Genomic DNA, 15,371 nt, shown 5'->3' with positions numbered 1-15,371 from the left:
GAGAGCGCGAGCGGTGGCCGCCGTGGCGCCGCGCTACATCAGGACCGAGTGGAGAGGTCAGACGACCGAGTCGTCGTCCTCGGAGTCCGAGCCCTCGTCGTCCTCATCGTCCGAGGCCTCGGAGTCGGCGTCGGCGTCGGCGATCGACCACTTCAGCTGGAACTCGACCTCCTCCTCGCCGTCGCCGCGCTCGTGCTCGATGGAGAACTCGGCGCGGGCAGGCACGCGGAAGCGCTCACCGGCGATCTGGATCCGGAACGACTCGCCCTTCTCGAGGGCGTCGGCGAGGCGTCGCAGCTTGGCGACGACCTCGTCGGTGGCATAGATGCGCTCGATGTCGCGGGCTTCCTTGCTCACGCAGGGCTCCTTCACGTCGTCGTACGCCGGGTGGCGTCCGTGCCGTCACCGTAGCCAACCCGGCTGAGAACGATCCTCAGGTCTCGTGGTCCCGCGGGTCCTCGTCGTCGACGACCTCGGCCCCGAGCACGTGCTCCAGCAGCCCCTGGACCTGGCCGTCGGTCAGCCGCTCCTCCGGCGCGGGCAGGGGCGGCTCCTCGGGCACCTGCTCGTCCACCGGTGGGAGCCGGTCCTCCTCGACGAACCCGGCGTTCTCGAGGGCCCAGGTCTGCTCCTGCTCCAGCCGGACCTCCTCGGCCAGGTCGACCTCCTCGGCATCGGGCACCAGGTCGTAGAGGGCGTTGAGCGTCGCATCGGAGCCAGGACCGTCGTCCGCGGGGCCGGGCAGATGACCTTGCACAGGACCGAGCCTAACGTCCGCAGAACGTCCACAACCTGTCCTACGGTGGCCCCATGGACCTGGAGTTCACCGGTGAGATCTGGGAGTGGCGCGGCCCGGCGCCCTACCACTTCGTGTCGGTGCCCGAGGACGAGTGCGCCGAGCTCCTGGCCGTCTCGCCGATGGTGAGCTATGGCTGGGGGATGATCCCGGCCAGCGTGCGGATCGGCGCCACCGACTGGACGACGGCCCTGTGGCCCAAGGACGGCGGCTACGTCGTGCCGCTCAAGGACAAGATCCGCAACGCCGAGTCACTCACGCTCGGCGACGTCGTGACCGTGGCCCTCACCATCGCCGTCTGACCACCTGGGTCAGAGCAGCACGAGGTCGTCACGGTGGACGACCTCGCGCTCGTAGGCGGCACCCAGCTCCCGCTTGAGGTCCTGGGACGAGCGACCCAGCAGCCGAGGCACCTCGTCGGCGTCGAAGTTGACCAGGCCACGCGCGACCGGGACCCCGTCGGGGCCGGCCAGGTTGACGGGATCGCCGGCGGTGAAGGCGCCGATCACGCCGGTGATGCCGGCGGCCAGCAGCGAGGCGTGCCGCTCGACGACCGCGCGGACGGCGCCCGGGTCCAGCAGCAGCGTCCCCTGGGGGTCGGTCGCGTGGGCCAGCCAGAGCAATCGCGTCGGCTGGCGGCGGCCGGTGGCGTGGAAGAGCGTGCCGACGGGCTCACCGGCCAGGGCGACCGCGGCCTGGTCGGCGGCCGCCAGGACCACCGGGATGCCGGCGCCGGTGGCGATGCGCGCCGCCTCGACCTTGGTCTGCATGCCGCCCGTGCCCACCCCGGCGGACCCGGTGGACCCGATCCGCACCTGCTCGAGGTCGGCCGGCGAGGTCACGTCGGTGACGCGGCGGGCGCCCGGCTCGCGGGGGTCGGCGTCGTAGAGACCGTCGACGTCGGAGAGCAGCACCAGCAGGTCGGCGTGGACCAGGTGGGCGACGAGGGACGCAAGCCGGTCGTTGTCACCGAAGCGGATCTCGTTGGTCGCGACCGTGTCGTTCTCGTTGACGATCGGCAGCACACCGAGCTCGAGGAGCTTGGCGAAGGTCTGATAGGCGTTGCGGTAATGGGAGCGCCGCGTCACGTCGTCGAGCGTCAGGAGCACCTGCCCCGCCACTACGCCGTGGCGGGCGAGCTCCTCGGTGTAGCGGTGGACGAGCAGTCCCTGCCCCACGGACGCCGCGGCCTGCTGGGCGGCCAGGCCGCGGGGCCGCTTGGCCAGGCCGAGCGGGGCCAGGCCGGCCGCGATGGCACCCGAGGACACCAGCACCACCTCGGCACCACGCAGCCGCGCAGCGGCGAGCACGTCGACGAGGCGGCTGACGGTGGAGGGATCGATCTTGCCCGCGGCGGTGGTGAGGGACGACGAGCCGACCTTGACCACGATCCGGCGTGCGACGGTGACCTCGATCCGCCGGCCCTCGGTCATGCGTCGGGGTCGCTCTCAGCCCAGTCGGGGTCCTCGCGCGAGCCGATGACGTAGGCCTTCGGTCCGTACTTCTCCGGCTTGTCGAGGCGGCGGGCCACGTCGGCGCGCGTCTCGGTCTCGGCGCGGTCCTCCATGCCGTCCTGGATGGCGCGGCGGCGACCGTGTGCCGGGCGCTTCTCCTCGAAGCGCTCGTCCTCACCACGACGGGCGAGGTTCTCCGCGCCCGCGTCGATGCCGGGCTTGAAGTCGAAGACCACGGAGTTGTCGTCGGAGCCGATGATGACGGTGTCGCCCTGGACCGCGCCCAGCCTGACGAGCTTGGTCTCGACTCCCAACCGGTTGAGCCGGTCGGCCAGGAAGCCCACCGCCTCGTCGTTGCTGAAGTCGGTCTGGCGCACCCATCGCTCGGGCTTGGTGCCCTTGACGCGCCATCCGTCCGGCGACTCCTGGACCGTGAAGTCCTCGTCGCTGTCGGCGTTGGGTGGGCGCAGCACGATCCGCTGGGACGCGACGACCTCGCGCTCGACGCGGGCAGCCCGGACGATCTCGGCCATCGCGAAGGTCAGCTCGCGCATGCCCTCGCCGCTGGCAGCAGAGACCGGGAAGACCCGCAGGCCCCGATCGCGAAGGTCGTCGATCGTGATGTCGGAGATGTCGCGCCCGTCGGGCACGTCGATCTTGTTGAGGGCGACCAGTCGCGGCCGGTCCTCGAGCCCGCCATAGCGCGAGAGCTCGTTCTCCATGATGTCCAGGTCCTCGACCGGGTTGCGGCCGGGCTCCATCGTCGCGGTGTCGATCACGTGGACCAGAGCGGCGCAGCGCTCGATGTGGCGCAGGAAGTCGTGCCCGAGGCCGCGACCCTCGCTCGCGCCCTCGATCAGGCCGGGCACGTCCGCGACGGTGAACGTCGTCTCGCCGGCCGTGACCACGCCGAGGTTGGGCACCAGGGTGGTGAAGGGGTAGTCGGCGATCTTGGGCCGAGCCCGGGAGATGGAGGCGATCAGGCTCGACTTGCCGGCGCTCGGGAAACCGACCAGGCCGATGTCGGCGACGACCTTGAGCTCGAGGCGGATCTCGAGCTCCTCACCGGGCTCGCCGAGCAGGGCGAAGCCGGGCGCCTTCCGCTTGGAGCTGGCCAGCGCCGCGTTGCCGAGACCACCGCGGCCACCGGCCGCGATGACCAGCTCGGTGCCGGGACCGATCATGTCGGCGAGAGCGTTGCCCTGCGCGTCGGTGACCACGGTCCCGTCGGGGACGAGCAGGACCAGGTCGCTCCCGTGACCGCCGTTCTTGTGCGAGCCGGCGCCGTGGCCGCCGTTCTCGGCCAGCCGTTTCGGGCTGTGGTGATAGTCGATCAGGGTCGTGACGTCCGGGTCGACGCGCAGGATGATCGAGCCACCCTGACCGCCGTTGCCGCCGTCGGGCCCACCGAGGGGCTTGAACTTCTCACGGTGCACCGAGGCAACGCCGTGTCCGCCGCGACCAGCGCTCACGTGGAGCGACACCTTGTCGACGAAAGTCGGGACTGCCATGGTTCACCGCCTGTCTGTTCGTAGATGTTGCACAAAATGGCGAAAGGGCGACCCCGTGATCAGGGACGCCCTTGCGCGGAGGTGGAACGAGCGAGCGTCAGGTCACTCGCCCGGGACGATGTTGATGACCTTGCGGCCGCGCTTGCGGCCGAACTCGACGGCGCCGGGGATCAGCGCGAAGAGGGTGTCGTCACCGCCGCGGCCGACGCCGCTACCCGGGTGGAAGTGGGTGCCGCGCTGGCGCACGATGATCTCGCCGGCGTTGACAGCCTGACCACCGAAGCGCTTGACGCCGAGGCGCTGGGAGTTGGAGTCGCGGCCGTTCTTGGTGGACGCGGCGCCCTTCTTGTGAGCCATTTCGTAGTCCTTCGGGTGTGTCTCGAGCCAGGCTCAGAGAGAGATGTCGGTGACCTTGACCTGGGTGTACTTCTGACGGTGACCCTGGCGCTTCTTGTAGCCCGTCTTGTTCTTGTACTTCTGGATCACGATCTTCGGACCCTTGGAGGCGCCGAGGATCTCGACGGTCACGGCGGCCTTGTCGAGGCCCGTCGCGGTGATGGTCTCGCCGTCGACCACGAGCACGACCGGCAGGGTCACCGACTCGCCGACACCGGTCTTCACCTTGTCGATCTCGATGACGTCGCCCACGGCGACCTTCTGCTGCTTGGCGCCTGCGCGCACGATCGCGTACACCGCGGTCTCCTTCGTCTGTCTCACTGAAAAAACTGGGTCTGCCCCGGGCCACGACCACCTGAGTGGTGGGCTGCCGAGCAGAGTGGGCACGAGTCAACGCACCGAGGGTCAATAGTACGGACGCGCCGCTCGCACCGCAAAACGTGGGCGAGCGGCGCCCCGGTCAGCGCTTGCGAGCGCCCTTCTTCACCGGTACGTGCTCCACCACCGACTCGTCCACCGCAGGCTCGGGCTCGGGCTCGGCCACGCGGGCACGTCCCCGGGTGCGGGTGACGACCTTGGGAGGCTCGGCTGTGACCACCGGGACCACCGGGACAGCTGCCTCGTCCGGAGCCGCGGAGACGACCACGCTGGGCATCGTCGCCGGCGTCGTGCTGATGGTGGCCGTCGAGCGCGTCGTACGACGGGTGCGGGTGACGACCTTGGGGGCCTCGGGCTCCTGCGCGGCGGCCGGCTCGGCCTCCACGAAGGGCTCGGACTCGACGGCCGGCTCGGCCTGGACGTCCGGCTGCTGGACGTCCGGCTGCTCGGCGGTCTCGACCTCAAGGGTCTCCTCCACCTGGTCCGCAGCCTCGTCGGCGCGACCGGCGTTCTCGGGCTTGGCCATGGCCGCGATGTCCTTGGGGGACGGCGCAACCTTGGGGGCAACCGGGGCAGGGGCGCCCTGGTCCTCCTGCTGGCCACGTCCACGACCGCGCGAGCGGCGCCCGCCGCTGCTGCTGCTGCTGCTGCTGCTGCTGCTGCTGCTGCCGCCGCGGGACTGCTGCTCGTCGCCGGCACCACCCTTGGGCTCGACGGGGTGGTCCTGGATCACGAGTCCGCGACCCTGGCAGTGCTCACAGTTGTGGCTGAAGGCCTCGACCAGGCCGGTGCCGATCTTCTTGCGGGTCATCTGCACCAGGCCGAGCGAGGTGACCTCGGCGACCTGGTGGCGGGTGCGGTCGCGGCCCAGGCACTCGACGAGACGACGCAGCACCAGGTCGCGGTTGGACTCGAGCACCATGTCGATGAAGTCGATGACGATGATGCCGCCGATGTCGCGGAGCCGGAGCTGGCGCACCATCTCCTCGGCCGCCTCCAGGTTGTTCTTGGTGACGGTCTCCTCCAGGTTGCCGCCGGAGCCGGTGAACTTGCCGGTGTTGACGTCGACGACCGTCATGGCCTCGGTGCGGTCGATGACCAGCGAGCCGCCCGATGGCAGCCAGACCTTGCGGTCGAGGCCCTTGGCGATCTGCTCGTCGATGCGGTACGTCGTGAAGGCGTCACCGCCGCCGTCGTAGCGCTTGACCCGGTCCTGGAGGTCGGGGGCGACCTGGGCGACGTAGGCCTGCACGCTCTCCCACGCCTCCTCGCCCTGGATGACGAGCTCCTTGAAGTCCTCGGTGAAGAGGTCGCGCACGACCTTGAGGGTCAGGTCGGGCTCGCCGTAGAGCAGCTGCGGGGCCTGGCCCTTGGCCTTGCCGTCGATGTCCTCCCAGCGTGCCTTGAGTCGCTCGACGTCGTGGGTCAGCTCCTCCTCGCTGGCGCCCTCGGCCGCGGTGCGCACGATGACGCCGGCGGTCTCGGGGACGATCTCCTTGAGCAGGGACTTCAGGCGGTTGCGCTCGGTGTCGGGCAGCTTGCGGGAGATGCCGCTGGTGGTGCCGTCGGGCACGTAGACCAGGAAGCGACCGGCGAGGCTGACCTGGCTGGTCAGGCGCGCGCCCTTGTGCCCGACCGGATCCTTGGTGACCTGCACGAGGATCGGCTGGCCGGAGCTGAGCACCGACTCGATCTTGCGGGACTGGCCGTCCTTGTGGCCCAGCGCGGACCAGTTGACCTCACCGGCGTAGAGCACGGCGTTGCGGCCCTTGCCGATGTCGATGAAGGCGGCCTCCATCGACGGCAGGACGTTCTGGACGCGCCCGAGGTAGACGTTGCCGATGAGGGAGGTCTGCGACTCCCGGGCGACGTAGTGCTCGACAAGCACCTTGTCCTCGAGCACCCCGATCTGGGTCAGCTCGTCGGCCTGCCGGATGACCATGACGCGGTCGACCGACTCGCGGCGGGCGAGGAACTCGGCCTCGCTGACGATCGGGGCGCGACGGCGGCCGGCCTCGCGACCCTCACGGCGCCGTTGCTTCTTGGCCTCGAGGCGGGTCGAGCCCGCGATCGCGGTGATCTCGTCCTCGGCGTTGCGGGGCTTGCGGACGCGGGTGACGGTGTTGGGCTCGTCACCGTTGCCACCGGCATCGCCGTCGCCCTCGCGGCGCCGACGGCGCCGACGGCGGGTGCTGCCACCCTCGTCCCCGGCGTCGTCGTCCTGCTCGGCCTGGTTGCCCGGGCCGTTGCGGTCGCCGCCCTGGTTGTTCTGGTTGCCCTGGTTGCCACGACCACCCTGGCCCCGGCCGCCCTGGTTGCGGCCGCCCTGGGGCGCGTTGTCGCTGTCGTCCGAGGAGTCGTCACCCGAGTCGTCGCCCGAGGAGTCGTCGTTGTCCCCGGCCTTGCGGCGGCGGCGACCTCCGCGACGACGGCGGCGGCGCGGGCCACCACCCTCACCGTTGGCGTCCTCGTCCTCGTCGTTGTCGTCGTCGCCCTCGGCCGGGTCCTGGTCGACGTCGGTCGGGGAGCTGCCCTCGGGACTGGTCGCAACAGCGACCTCGTCGTCGGTCTCGTCCTCAGCCGGCGTCTCGACCGGCGCCTCGGCGGCCGGCTTGCGGGAGCGCGAGGAGGAGCGCTTGCGCGGGGTGCGGGCCGGCGGCGCGTCGTCCGCGGCAGCGGGCTCGACAGTCTCGGTGCTCTCGACCGCGGCAGCGGCCTCGGCGGCCTCGGCGGCCCTGGTGGCGGCGGTCTTGCGGGTGCGGCGGGCGGGGGTGGTCTTCTCGGGCGCCTGGAACAGGACCATCGGAGCCGCAGGACCCGCGTCGGTCTCGACAGCCGGCGCGTCAGCGGTCTCGACGGGCGAGTCCTGGCCGGTGGGCTCGGCGGCCGCCTTCTTGGCGGTGGCCTTCTTGGCCGCCGGCTTCTTCGCGGCGGTCTTCCTGGCCGCGGCCTTCTTCGCCGGGGCGGGTGCCTCGGGCGCGGTCGGGGCCTCGATCAGGGCCTCGGGGGCGGCGTCAGCGGCCGCATCCGTGCCCGGCTCGAGGGCCGGTGCGGCCTTCTTGGCCGTGCGCTTGGCGGCGGCCTTCTTGGCCGGGGCGCGCTTGGCGGCGGCCTTCCTGGCGGGCTTGACCGGGGTGTCGCCCGGGGTGTCGCTGGTGACCTCGGTGACAGGAGTGTCAGATGAGGTGGTGTCGTCGTCAGCCATGGTGCTGCTCCTCGACCCGGAACGGCGCGCCGTCCGGGCGTGTCAGACGCCGCGGACCCGACAAGCTAGGGGATCGACGGCGCAAAGCCTTCGTGTGGCGGCGACACCCTCCGCAGGTGCGTCACTGGACGGGAGCTACGTCACCTGCCGCGGTCGCAGGGCCACAGGCGAGAGTCGCTGTCACCGACTATCACTGGCCGCGTCGCGGTCCGGCGACGACTTCCAACCACTGTGCCGAGCACTTCAGGTGCGAGGTGTCCGGCGAGAACGTCGTCGAGTCGTTTCGGGCGGCAGGCTCCTGGTGAGGAGTCGACCACGGGTCATCGACCAGGGCCACTATCGCACAACCGATCGGAAACGGACTATCTCCTCGGCCGCAGCGGGTCGCCGATCTCACCGGTCTCGGGATCGAGGGGCCCCTGGGCGAGACGTGTGAGGAGCGGGGTCTGGACCGGGGAGAGGTCGGAGGTGCGGGCCAACCCGGAGAGGACGTCGTCGGGCCGGACGGCCGGCACCCCGTGCCGCAGGACCAGGTCGAGGCGGGCACCGCGCTCCCCCGGGACGGCTGCCAGAGACAGCACCGCTGCGCGACAGTCGAACTCGCGCAGCCCCTTCTTCGTCATCCGCTCCACCTGCACCGAGTCAGTGGCCAGGAAGGTCGACACCGCTGCCTCGACCTCGGCCAGCGACGCCTCGATGTCGATCTGCCACCGGCTGGCCTCGAGCTGGTCGGCAAGGGCTCCCCCGGGCGACTCCACGACCTCGACCACGTCGAGACCGTCCGGGAGCGCCTCGACAAGTGCCGCGTGGATCGCGGCCGGGTCGACGATCTCGGCGAGGCCGATCTCGAGGAACTCGGCCTCGCTGGCCGATCCGGTCGGCGCCGCGCCGGCGTAGGAGATGCGAGGGTGCGGGTTGAAGCCCGACGAGTAGGCCATCGGCACCCGCGCCCGGAAGATCGCACGCTCGAAGGCGCGGCTGAAGTCACGGTGGCTGCTGAAACGCAGGCGCCCGCGCTTGGCGTAGCGGATGCGGAGGCGCTGGACGGGAGGCGCCTGCTGCTCGGGCTGGTTGCGTGCCATGGGTCGGGTCCTGCTCCGGGTCGAGGTGGTGGGCAAGCGGGCGTGAGGCGTTGCTGGTGGCGGCTAGTCGCTGACGAGGACGAACCCGAAGAAGATCGCGAGGACGCCGAGCACGGCGAGCGCGCCGACCACCGTGGCGACCAGCCCCAGCCAGAACCCGATCGTCGCCAGGTCGTGGCCCGAGGATCGACCACCGGACTCGGCGATCTCGCGCTGGGCCATCCGTCCGAGGATCATCGCCGGGATCCCGGTGACGAACGAGCACCCGGTCAGGGAGACGACACCGAGGACGAGCGCCGCGACCGCATGGCCGTTGGCCGGCGGCTGCGGCCGAGGGTAGGGCACACCCGGCGGAGGCTGCTGCGTCAACGTTGCTCCTTCATCGCCGGGGAAGGGTAGACCGTACTGACCCGCCGCCCCTCGAGCCATTCGGTGAGCCGCGCGGCCTCGACGTCCAGGGCCTGCCGCGCCTCGCGCGCACAGTCCTCCAGCAGCCGCACCTCCACGACCCCGTCGGCGTCCTGGACCCAGCAGCCCACGACCCGCCCGTCCCACCACGCGGTCGTGCCGGCGTTGCCGTTGCGGTCGAAGAGCGCGGGGCCGTGGGAGCCGAGGTAGAAGCCGCGGTGCTTCCACCCCATGACGGTCGGGTCCAGCACCGGCAGCAGCGCGGCCCAGGGCTCCGCGGCGCTCACCTCGTCGATGTCGTCGGGCAGCACCCAGCCGGCGCCGCCCTCCTCGAGCGCGACCTCGACCGCGTCGAGGTCGACCAGGGCCTGGCGCACCGCTGCCTTGGTCCCTCCGAGCCACCACTGGACGTCCTCGACGGCGCCGGGCCCGAAGGTGGCGAGCCACCGTCGTACGAGCTCGGCGTAGCCCTCGCGCGCCTCCAGCCGAGGAGGTACGACGTCGAGCCAGTCCTCCATCCGGGTCCACCGTGGCCGCGAGAGCCGCCAGTGGAGCGTGTTGACTCCGCGCACCAGGTCGCCGGTCGCGCCGAGGTGGGTCAGCACCCGCCCGGCGCCCCACGTGGAGCCGGCCGTGACGTCGATCTTGACGTCGATGTGGGCGATCGCCTCCCGCAGCTCCAGGGCGGTCCTGCCGGTCGGGGTCTCGCCGAGCAGGGCGAGCACGGCGCTGCGGGCCTCGTCGAGCCAGGCGACCCCGTCGGCAGCGACCCCTGCGCGCTCGATGTCCTGGGCGACGCGCCGCCCCTCGGTGTCGGCCACCCGCGCCGACGCGCTCCCCCACGCCGCCGGCAGCAGGTCGCGCGGGAAGACGAAGAGAGTGCGCCGCATCGCGAGCTGCTTGACCAGCGTGCGGTCGGTGTGGAGCGCCCGGTCGACGTCGTCGTGGGTGAGCCCGTCCACGCGGGCGAAGAGGGAGAGGTGGACCGTCGCCGGCTCGGTGGAGTGCAGCACCGTCATCGCCCGCGTCGCTGCCTCCGGTCCCGTCGCCCGCAGGCCCGGCGCGATCGCGTGGCGCTGCCCGATGCGGGCCCGGCGCTCGGCGTCGCTGATCAGTCGCATCCCCTCATGGTGCCCGATCCCGGGGACACCCTGGAGGCCCTGGAGGGTGGCTCGCACGGACGGGCCCCCTACCCTGGGCCACGCCCGAGGAGGACCGACCCACGGACGAGAGGTGACGATGAACCGCTGGATCCACGCCGGCTTCGCGGCCCTCGCCCTCCTGCTCGTCGTGTGCCTCGTCGTCTTCTGGCCCCGCCCCGACGACACCGGGGTCCGCCCGCCGCTGCCGGCGCCGTCCTCCGGCCTCCCGCCCCCGACCGGTACGCCGCCGACCCTGGCTCCCACGGACCCGACCTCGCCCTGCGTCGCGCCGCCGACCCAGCGGCTGCGGGTGGCCACGATCAACATCCACGGCGCGGTGGGGCCTGATGGCTACGACCTGCCCGCGATGGCCGACGAGATCCGCGCGTGGGACGCCGACGTGGTGCTCCTCCAGGAGGTGCACCGCTTCCGCGCCAAGTCGGGCCTGGACGACCAGCCGGCCGAGCTGGGCCAGCTGCTCAGCATGGACGTGGTCTTCGGCCGCAACTTCACCCGGCCGCCGGAGAGCGAGGGCGGCCCGCGTCGCGAGTCCGGTACGGCGACCCTGAGCCGGCTGCCGATCCTCAGCTGGTCCAACCAGCTGCTGCCCAACTTCCCCGGACTCCAGCAGCGGGGCCTCCTGCGCGCGACGATCGACCTGCCCGGCGGCGCCGTCGACGTCTACAACGCCCACTTCCAGCACACCCGCGGGGTGATCCGGATCGTGCAGGCCCGTGGCGTGCGGAAGCTGGTCGCCGGAAACGACCGGCCGTTCCTGCTCGGTGGTGACCTCAACGCCGAGAGCGGGTCACCCGCGATGCAGGTCATCGACACCTTCACCTCGGACCCGTGGCCGCTCGTGGGCGTCGGTGAAGGTCTGACCGTGCCTCCACGCGTGCCGCAGCGCCGCATCGACTTCGTGCTCTACGGCACGGGTGGCTGGGTGCCGGAGCAGGCGCAGGTGCTGGCCTCGCGGGTCGCGGACCACCGCGCTGTGCTGGTCGACTACGCGTTGCCGCGTCGCGCGGACTGCTGAGCGCCCGGGCCGCGCTGGCCTCCCGGGCCGCGCTGGCCCTTGCCGCGTCCGCGCTGGTGCATCCGCACGGCGAACGACGCAAGCGTCTCCACCGCGGCGTCGGCCACGGCGTCGGGGTCGAGCGACGGCAGGGCCGTGGCGGCGTCCTCCCCCGCCACGAGGTAGCGCGGGTCGCCGTGCAGCGTGTAGCCGCCGCTGCGCAGTGCCTCGAGATGCTGCTGACCGAGGTCACGCACCCAGGCGAGGTGCTCGGGCGGCAGGGTGATCTTGGCGCTGGCCTCACGCGCGAGCACCCCACGCACCAGCACGTTGCGCACCGCCGGCACATAGTCCAGCTCGTAGTCGGGCAACCGGTCCCCCAGGCTGGAGTTGAGCCGGCGCAGGACCTCGGCCTCGACGTAGCCGAACGAGGCGTTCACGTGGTGGGTGGGCAGGGTCAGGCGGGTCGCGTCGAAGCCGACGGCCTCGCCGAAGAGGCGGAAGACGCCATCGGCGTCGGCGGACATCGGCGGAACGGCGATGACGTGGACGTCGGCCGGGTCGAGACCGGTCGCCCAGCGGGCGCAGATGCCGGCCACGTCCTGGCGCTGCCAGTAGTGCTCGGCTGCGGCACCCTCGCGCCGTCGTACCTGCTCGAGGAAGGAGTCGTAGTCGGTGGTGAGCCGGTGCTTGAGGAACTGCTGCCACTCCGAGGGCAGCTGCTTGGCCCAGTCGCGGGCCGACACCACGACGCGCAGGTCGAGGTCGGCCGCCTCCGCGAGCTCACGCACCAGGTCGATGCGAGGGGTGTCGAGCTCACAGAGGTCCTCGTTGCTCACCAGAAGCCGGTCGCCCGGGGTGTCGCGGAGCCGCGAGGCCAGCTCGCGCAGGACCTGGGGCTTGGGCGGGCGGTCGAACCCGGTCCCCATGGTCCAGCCCAGTGGCCGCAGCAGGCGACGGACGTGTGCCGGGCGGCCGACGAACGGAAGGCCGATGCCGGAGCGGCGCAGGAACCGCTTGGACTCCCACAGCCCGGCTTGGAGCGCAGACGTCCCGGTCTTGCTCGCACCGACGTGAACGTAGAGCGGGCGCGTGGTCACCGGCGCAGCATAGCCACGCCACCGGGTGCGCCCCCGGGGCCCCGACGACACCCGGCAACTGGTTCGGACAAGTGCCGACAGGGAGGGGCCCGCGCGCCCTAGTGTGTGCGCGTGACTACACCACCTGAAGGTCCCGGACAGCCCTATGGCACTCCGGAGGGACAGCCTGGCAACACCCCCTACGGCGCCCCGCAGCAGCCCTACGGCGGAGGCCAGCAGCCGCCCTACGGCAACGCCTACCCCGCGAGTCCCGGCGGTATGGAGCCCCCCAAGGGCAAGGGCATGGCCATCGCGGCCCTCGTCCTCGCCTTCATCCCCTGCGGTCTCACGACCCTGGTCTCGCTCGTCCTCGCGATCGTCGTGCTCGCGAAGAAGGGCGGCGGCAAGGGCCTGGCCATCGCGGCCATCGTGATCGACATCATCGTCGTCATCCTGCTGGTCGCCCTCGTGGCCGCCGGTGTGATCCTCGGCGGCGAGTCGGTCGACAGCCTCAAGACGGGCGACTGCGTCACTGCCAAGGGCCTCGACGCCTCTGACGAAGCGGTCTCCCAGATCAAGAAGGTCGGCTGCGGCGAGAAGCACGACGGCGAGGTCCTCGCGACGGTCACCCTGTCGGGCGACGACGTGGCCGACTTCGGCGACGACTCCTCCAACACGCTGTGTGACGAGGCGATCGCCTTCACCGACGAGGAGCTCAACTCCTTCATCACCGAGGGCTACAACTACATCGGCCTGACCCAGACCGCCGAGCCCGAGTCGGGCGACAAGCTGGCCTGTGTCGCCTTCGCCGAGGACGGCTCCGACCTCACCGAGTCGCTGCGCTGACCCAGCGCCGTCGTCCTGACTTCGGGGGCACCCGACAGCTCCTCCCGCCCGGCTCGCGCCGGGTGGGGGGAGCTGTTGTGTCAGGCCCCTGGCCAGGAGCCGGAGGTGTGGCTCTCGGGTCGCCGGGTCTCGAGAGGCGCGGGCGTGCCGATGGCCCCGCCGGCGGCGGGGTGTGGGGCCGGTGGACTCAGGTCTCGCCGGGTGGCGCGGCGATGGGGGTGGTGCCGTGGTGGTCGCGGCGGAAGAACAGCCCGTGGGGTGATCGCCACACGTAGACGCCGTCGTCGATCGCGTCGTAGGTCCACCCGGAGTGGGTCTTGGCGCGGTGGTGCCCTCGACACAGTGGGGCGGTGTTGTCGGAGCAGGTGCTCCCACCTTGCTCGTAGGCGACGACGTGGTCGATGTCGCAGGATCTCGCGGGTCTGGTGCACCACGGGAAGACGCAGTGGTGGTCGATGTGTTCGCGTTGGACCCGGAGGCGGTCGGGGATCTCGTAGGCCTCGACGTGGATGTGCTCTGCGAGGTCGATGACCGGGCGCACGACCACCTGCACATCGGGGCTGTCGCACCAGTCGCGGACGCGATCGACCCAGATCGGGGACCTCGTGTCCTCCACCCGGCCCAGGCACCCCTCCACGTCACCATCGAGGGCTGCCTCGGCGAGGTGGACGTGGAGCACGACCCGGCTCCGCGGCGGCGTCCCGGTGGTCGACGCCTCACCCCTCTCGTCGAAGGGGAGGGACTGGGTGCCGCGGGCGAGGTCGCCGGCGGCGATGGAGCGGCGTACGTCGTGGGACTCCTCGCACCCGGCCACCCCGAGCAGGGCTGCTCCATGGTTGAGGGCGTCGTCGAGGTCGAGGGCGTCGCGCAGGTCCAACGTGCCGGTGAGGTCGACGGTGCCGTTCACCCCGACGTCCTTGGTGTGGATCGACACGTGCCGCCAGTCGGCGGCAGCGCGGGCGCGCTTCTCGGCCTCGGCGGGGTCGAACCGGGTGCGGGCTTCCTCGACGAGCCGCTTGAGCTGGAGGTAGGACACCTTGTGCGCCACGTGGGCGACGTGGCGGTCCACGAACGCCGCACCTGCTGCGGGCAGGCACATCGTCTGCTCCGCGACCGACCGGGCCCTCCAGAACGGGAGGTCGCCGGCGATCACGCGCTCCCACAGCCGCGGCAACCGGTAACGGGTCTCGAGGACGGAGCCGACCTGCCGCTTCCCCGCATCGGTCGAGAGCCCGAGCGCGGCGCAGAGCTCCATGACCGCGAACTCGAGGACCCAGGGGGCGCCGTCGCCGGCGAGGGGGATGCCGTGGTCACCGAAGGAGGCTGCGTCTTCGTCGTCGGTCTGATGGATCACACACCAGTCGATGATCGACTGGACGATCTCGATCTCGGCCTGATCGCGGGTTGCCCGGCCTGCGCGGACGGCCGTCAGCACGCTGGTGCTGTCATCGCCTCCGGGCTGCTCGGTCATAGACCCATTGAAGCCGTGGCCACCGACAGCCGGGGCCGGATCAGCGGCCTGGATCCCACCCAGTGAGACGACAAACGAAACTTCTTTCGGGCCGCTCGTGGGCGGCGGCCCCGACTCACTCTTGGGGGTCGACTCCCGGTCGAACGGAGGTCTCGAGACTCAGGTACCGAACCGGCTTGCCGAGCGACTCCGCGTAGGCAATCTCCCGTCGGGTTGACTCACCTACGTAGCCGCCCTGATCCACGATAGACACCTCGTCGGCCATGCGAATCTTCTGGAAGTGCACGCGGCCGAGCCGCGCTCTCAGGTCCGAACCGTCGGCTGCCCAGTCGTAGTCCGGCAGATTGGGGAGGCCGAACATTCCGAGGCTGATCACAACGCACCCTTCCATCGTGAGCCGTTGGTTGACCTCCGCGAACTCAGCCTCGAACTGGGTCGAGCCGCAGAGCGTGATGACCTTCGCCTCACCCACGGCGGCCGTCTGCGGCGTCTGCTGATCTTCCATGAAAGCCATGATCGGTCAACGGCAGGACTGATTCATCGCCGCCACTGGACGTCGGAGCGCGACAATGGATCCGGGAAGGAGGG

The 15,371-nt window shown here is 71.3% G+C and carries 16 protein-coding genes; 3 read left to right on the top strand and 13 right to left on the bottom strand.

Annotated elements, in window-relative coordinates:
* Positions 1-57: 57 nt before the first annotated feature.
* Together BM204_RS02685 and BM204_RS02680 are read right to left on the bottom strand one after the other, a co-directional pair.
* Positions 58-357 (bottom strand): amphi-Trp domain-containing protein, encoded by a 300-nt coding sequence (locus tag BM204_RS02685; RefSeq protein WP_091110212.1) that lies wholly within the window; start codon positions 355-357, stop codon positions 58-60.
* Between the two features lie 76 nt (positions 358-433).
* Entirely contained in the window at positions 434-757 is a 324-nt protein-coding gene (locus tag BM204_RS02680) for a hypothetical protein (RefSeq protein ID WP_091110210.1), read from the bottom strand.
* A gap of 53 nt (positions 758-810) precedes the next feature.
* Between BM204_RS02680 and BM204_RS02675 the strand changes: the two genes are divergently transcribed.
* On the top strand, positions 811-1,098 hold the full coding sequence (locus BM204_RS02675; protein WP_091110208.1) for a DUF1905 domain-containing protein: 288 nt from the start codon (positions 811-813) through the stop codon (positions 1,096-1,098).
* Between the two features lie 9 nt (positions 1,099-1,107).
* Here the strand turns inward: BM204_RS02675 and proB are convergent, their stop codons facing one another.
* The 8 genes from proB to BM204_RS02635 all read right to left on the bottom strand — a co-directional run bounded on the left by proB (position 1,108) and on the right by BM204_RS02635 (position 10,408).
* Positions 1,108-2,229 (bottom strand): glutamate 5-kinase, encoded by a 1,122-nt coding sequence (gene proB / locus BM204_RS02670; RefSeq protein ID WP_091110206.1) that lies wholly within the window; start codon positions 2,227-2,229, stop codon positions 1,108-1,110.
* The gene (gene obgE / locus BM204_RS02665) at positions 2,226-3,761 is read right to left on the bottom strand and encodes a GTPase ObgE (RefSeq protein ID WP_091110205.1); all 1,536 of its coding nucleotides are present in this window, start codon (positions 3,759-3,761) and stop codon (positions 2,226-2,228) included. Before obgE ends, proB begins: the two co-directional genes overlap by 4 nt.
* 102 nt (positions 3,762-3,863) lie before the next feature.
* Positions 3,864-4,118 carry a 50S ribosomal protein L27 gene (gene rpmA, locus BM204_RS02660; protein ID WP_091110203.1) on the bottom strand — a complete coding sequence of 85 codons (255 nt, stop codon included), beginning with the start codon at positions 4,116-4,118 and terminating at the stop codon, positions 3,864-3,866.
* A 33-nt stretch (positions 4,119-4,151) separates the two neighbouring features.
* Positions 4,152-4,454 (bottom strand): 50S ribosomal protein L21, encoded by a 303-nt coding sequence (gene rplU / locus BM204_RS02655; protein ID WP_091110202.1) that lies wholly within the window; start codon positions 4,452-4,454, stop codon positions 4,152-4,154.
* A 163-nt stretch (positions 4,455-4,617) separates the two neighbouring features.
* A complete protein-coding gene (locus BM204_RS02650) occupies positions 4,618-7,740 on the bottom strand; it encodes an Rne/Rng family ribonuclease (RefSeq protein ID WP_091110200.1) in 3,123 nt (1,040 codons plus the stop codon).
* Between the two features lie 362 nt (positions 7,741-8,102).
* Positions 8,103-8,822 (bottom strand): TIGR03936 family radical SAM-associated protein, encoded by a 720-nt coding sequence (locus BM204_RS02645; protein ID WP_091110198.1) that lies wholly within the window; start codon positions 8,820-8,822, stop codon positions 8,103-8,105.
* A 63-nt stretch (positions 8,823-8,885) separates the two neighbouring features.
* Complete coding sequence (locus BM204_RS02640; RefSeq protein WP_170259060.1) at positions 8,886-9,191, bottom strand: DUF4190 domain-containing protein; 306 nt, start codon at positions 9,189-9,191, stop codon at positions 8,886-8,888.
* A complete protein-coding gene (locus tag BM204_RS02635; protein ID WP_246165814.1) occupies positions 9,188-10,408 on the bottom strand; it encodes a winged helix DNA-binding domain-containing protein in 1,221 nt (406 codons plus the stop codon). Before BM204_RS02635 ends, BM204_RS02640 begins: the two co-directional genes overlap by 4 nt.
* Before the next feature lie 61 nt (positions 10,409-10,469).
* On the opposite strand from BM204_RS02635, the gene BM204_RS02630 reads away from it, so the two are divergent.
* Positions 10,470-11,408: an endonuclease/exonuclease/phosphatase family protein gene (locus BM204_RS02630; RefSeq protein WP_170259059.1), complete on the top strand. Its 939-nt coding sequence runs from the start codon at positions 10,470-10,472 to the stop codon at positions 11,406-11,408.
* Here BM204_RS02630 and BM204_RS02625 read toward each other — a convergent pair.
* Complete coding sequence (locus BM204_RS02625) at positions 11,378-12,487, bottom strand: GNAT family N-acetyltransferase (protein WP_091110191.1); 1,110 nt, start codon at positions 12,485-12,487, stop codon at positions 11,378-11,380. The genes BM204_RS02630 and BM204_RS02625 overlap by 31 nt on opposite strands.
* A 111-nt stretch (positions 12,488-12,598) precedes the next feature.
* On the opposite strand from BM204_RS02625, the gene BM204_RS02620 reads away from it, so the two are divergent.
* Positions 12,599-13,312, top strand: a complete 714-nt coding sequence (locus BM204_RS02620) for a proline-rich domain-containing protein (RefSeq protein WP_143099636.1) — start codon at positions 12,599-12,601, stop codon at positions 13,310-13,312.
* 187 nt (positions 13,313-13,499) lie between these two features.
* Here the strand turns inward: BM204_RS02620 and BM204_RS02615 are convergent, their stop codons facing one another.
* Positions 13,500-14,783: an HNH endonuclease signature motif containing protein gene (locus BM204_RS02615; RefSeq protein ID WP_091110188.1), complete on the bottom strand. Its 1,284-nt coding sequence runs from the start codon at positions 14,781-14,783 to the stop codon at positions 13,500-13,502.
* Between the two features lie 115 nt (positions 14,784-14,898).
* On the bottom strand, positions 14,899-15,288 hold the full coding sequence (locus BM204_RS02610) for a hypothetical protein (protein WP_091110671.1): 390 nt from the start codon (positions 15,286-15,288) through the stop codon (positions 14,899-14,901).
* Positions 15,289-15,371: the final 83 nt, after the last annotated feature.

The organism is Nocardioides psychrotolerans (genome assembly GCF_900113685.1).
GTDB lineage: Bacteria > Actinomycetota > Actinomycetes > Propionibacteriales > Nocardioidaceae > Nocardioides > Nocardioides psychrotolerans.
The sequence above is the reverse complement of the archived record's forward strand: the minus strand, read 5'-3'. Positions and strand labels throughout refer to the sequence as shown.

Bases quoted from the DNA above. Each gene is read 5' to 3' on its own strand.
- BM204_RS02675 (WP_091110208.1), top strand. From the start codon at position 811: ATGGACCTGGAGTTCACCGGTGAGATCTGGGAGTGGCGCGGCCCGGCG.
- BM204_RS02630 (WP_170259059.1), top strand. From the start codon at position 10,470: ATGAACCGCTGGATCCACGCCGGCTTCGCGGCCCTCGCCCTCCTGCTC.
- BM204_RS02645 (WP_091110198.1), bottom strand. From the start codon at position 8,822: ATGGCACGCAACCAGCCCGAGCAGCAGGCGCCTCCCGTCCAGCGCCTC.
- proB (WP_091110206.1), bottom strand. From the start codon at position 2,229: ATGACCGAGGGCCGGCGGATCGAGGTCACCGTCGCACGCCGGATCGTG.
- BM204_RS02615 (WP_091110188.1), bottom strand. From the start codon at position 14,783: ATGACCGAGCAGCCCGGAGGCGATGACAGCACCAGCGTGCTGACGGCC.
- BM204_RS02650 (WP_091110200.1), bottom strand. From the start codon at position 7,740: ATGGCTGACGACGACACCACCTCATCTGACACTCCTGTCACCGAGGTC.
- BM204_RS02610 (WP_091110671.1), bottom strand. From the start codon at position 15,288: ATGGAAGATCAGCAGACGCCGCAGACGGCCGCCGTGGGTGAGGCGAAG.
- rpmA (WP_091110203.1), bottom strand. From the start codon at position 4,118: ATGGCTCACAAGAAGGGCGCCGCGTCCACCAAGAACGGCCGCGACTCC.
- obgE (WP_091110205.1), bottom strand. From the start codon at position 3,761: ATGGCAGTCCCGACTTTCGTCGACAAGGTGTCGCTCCACGTGAGCGCT.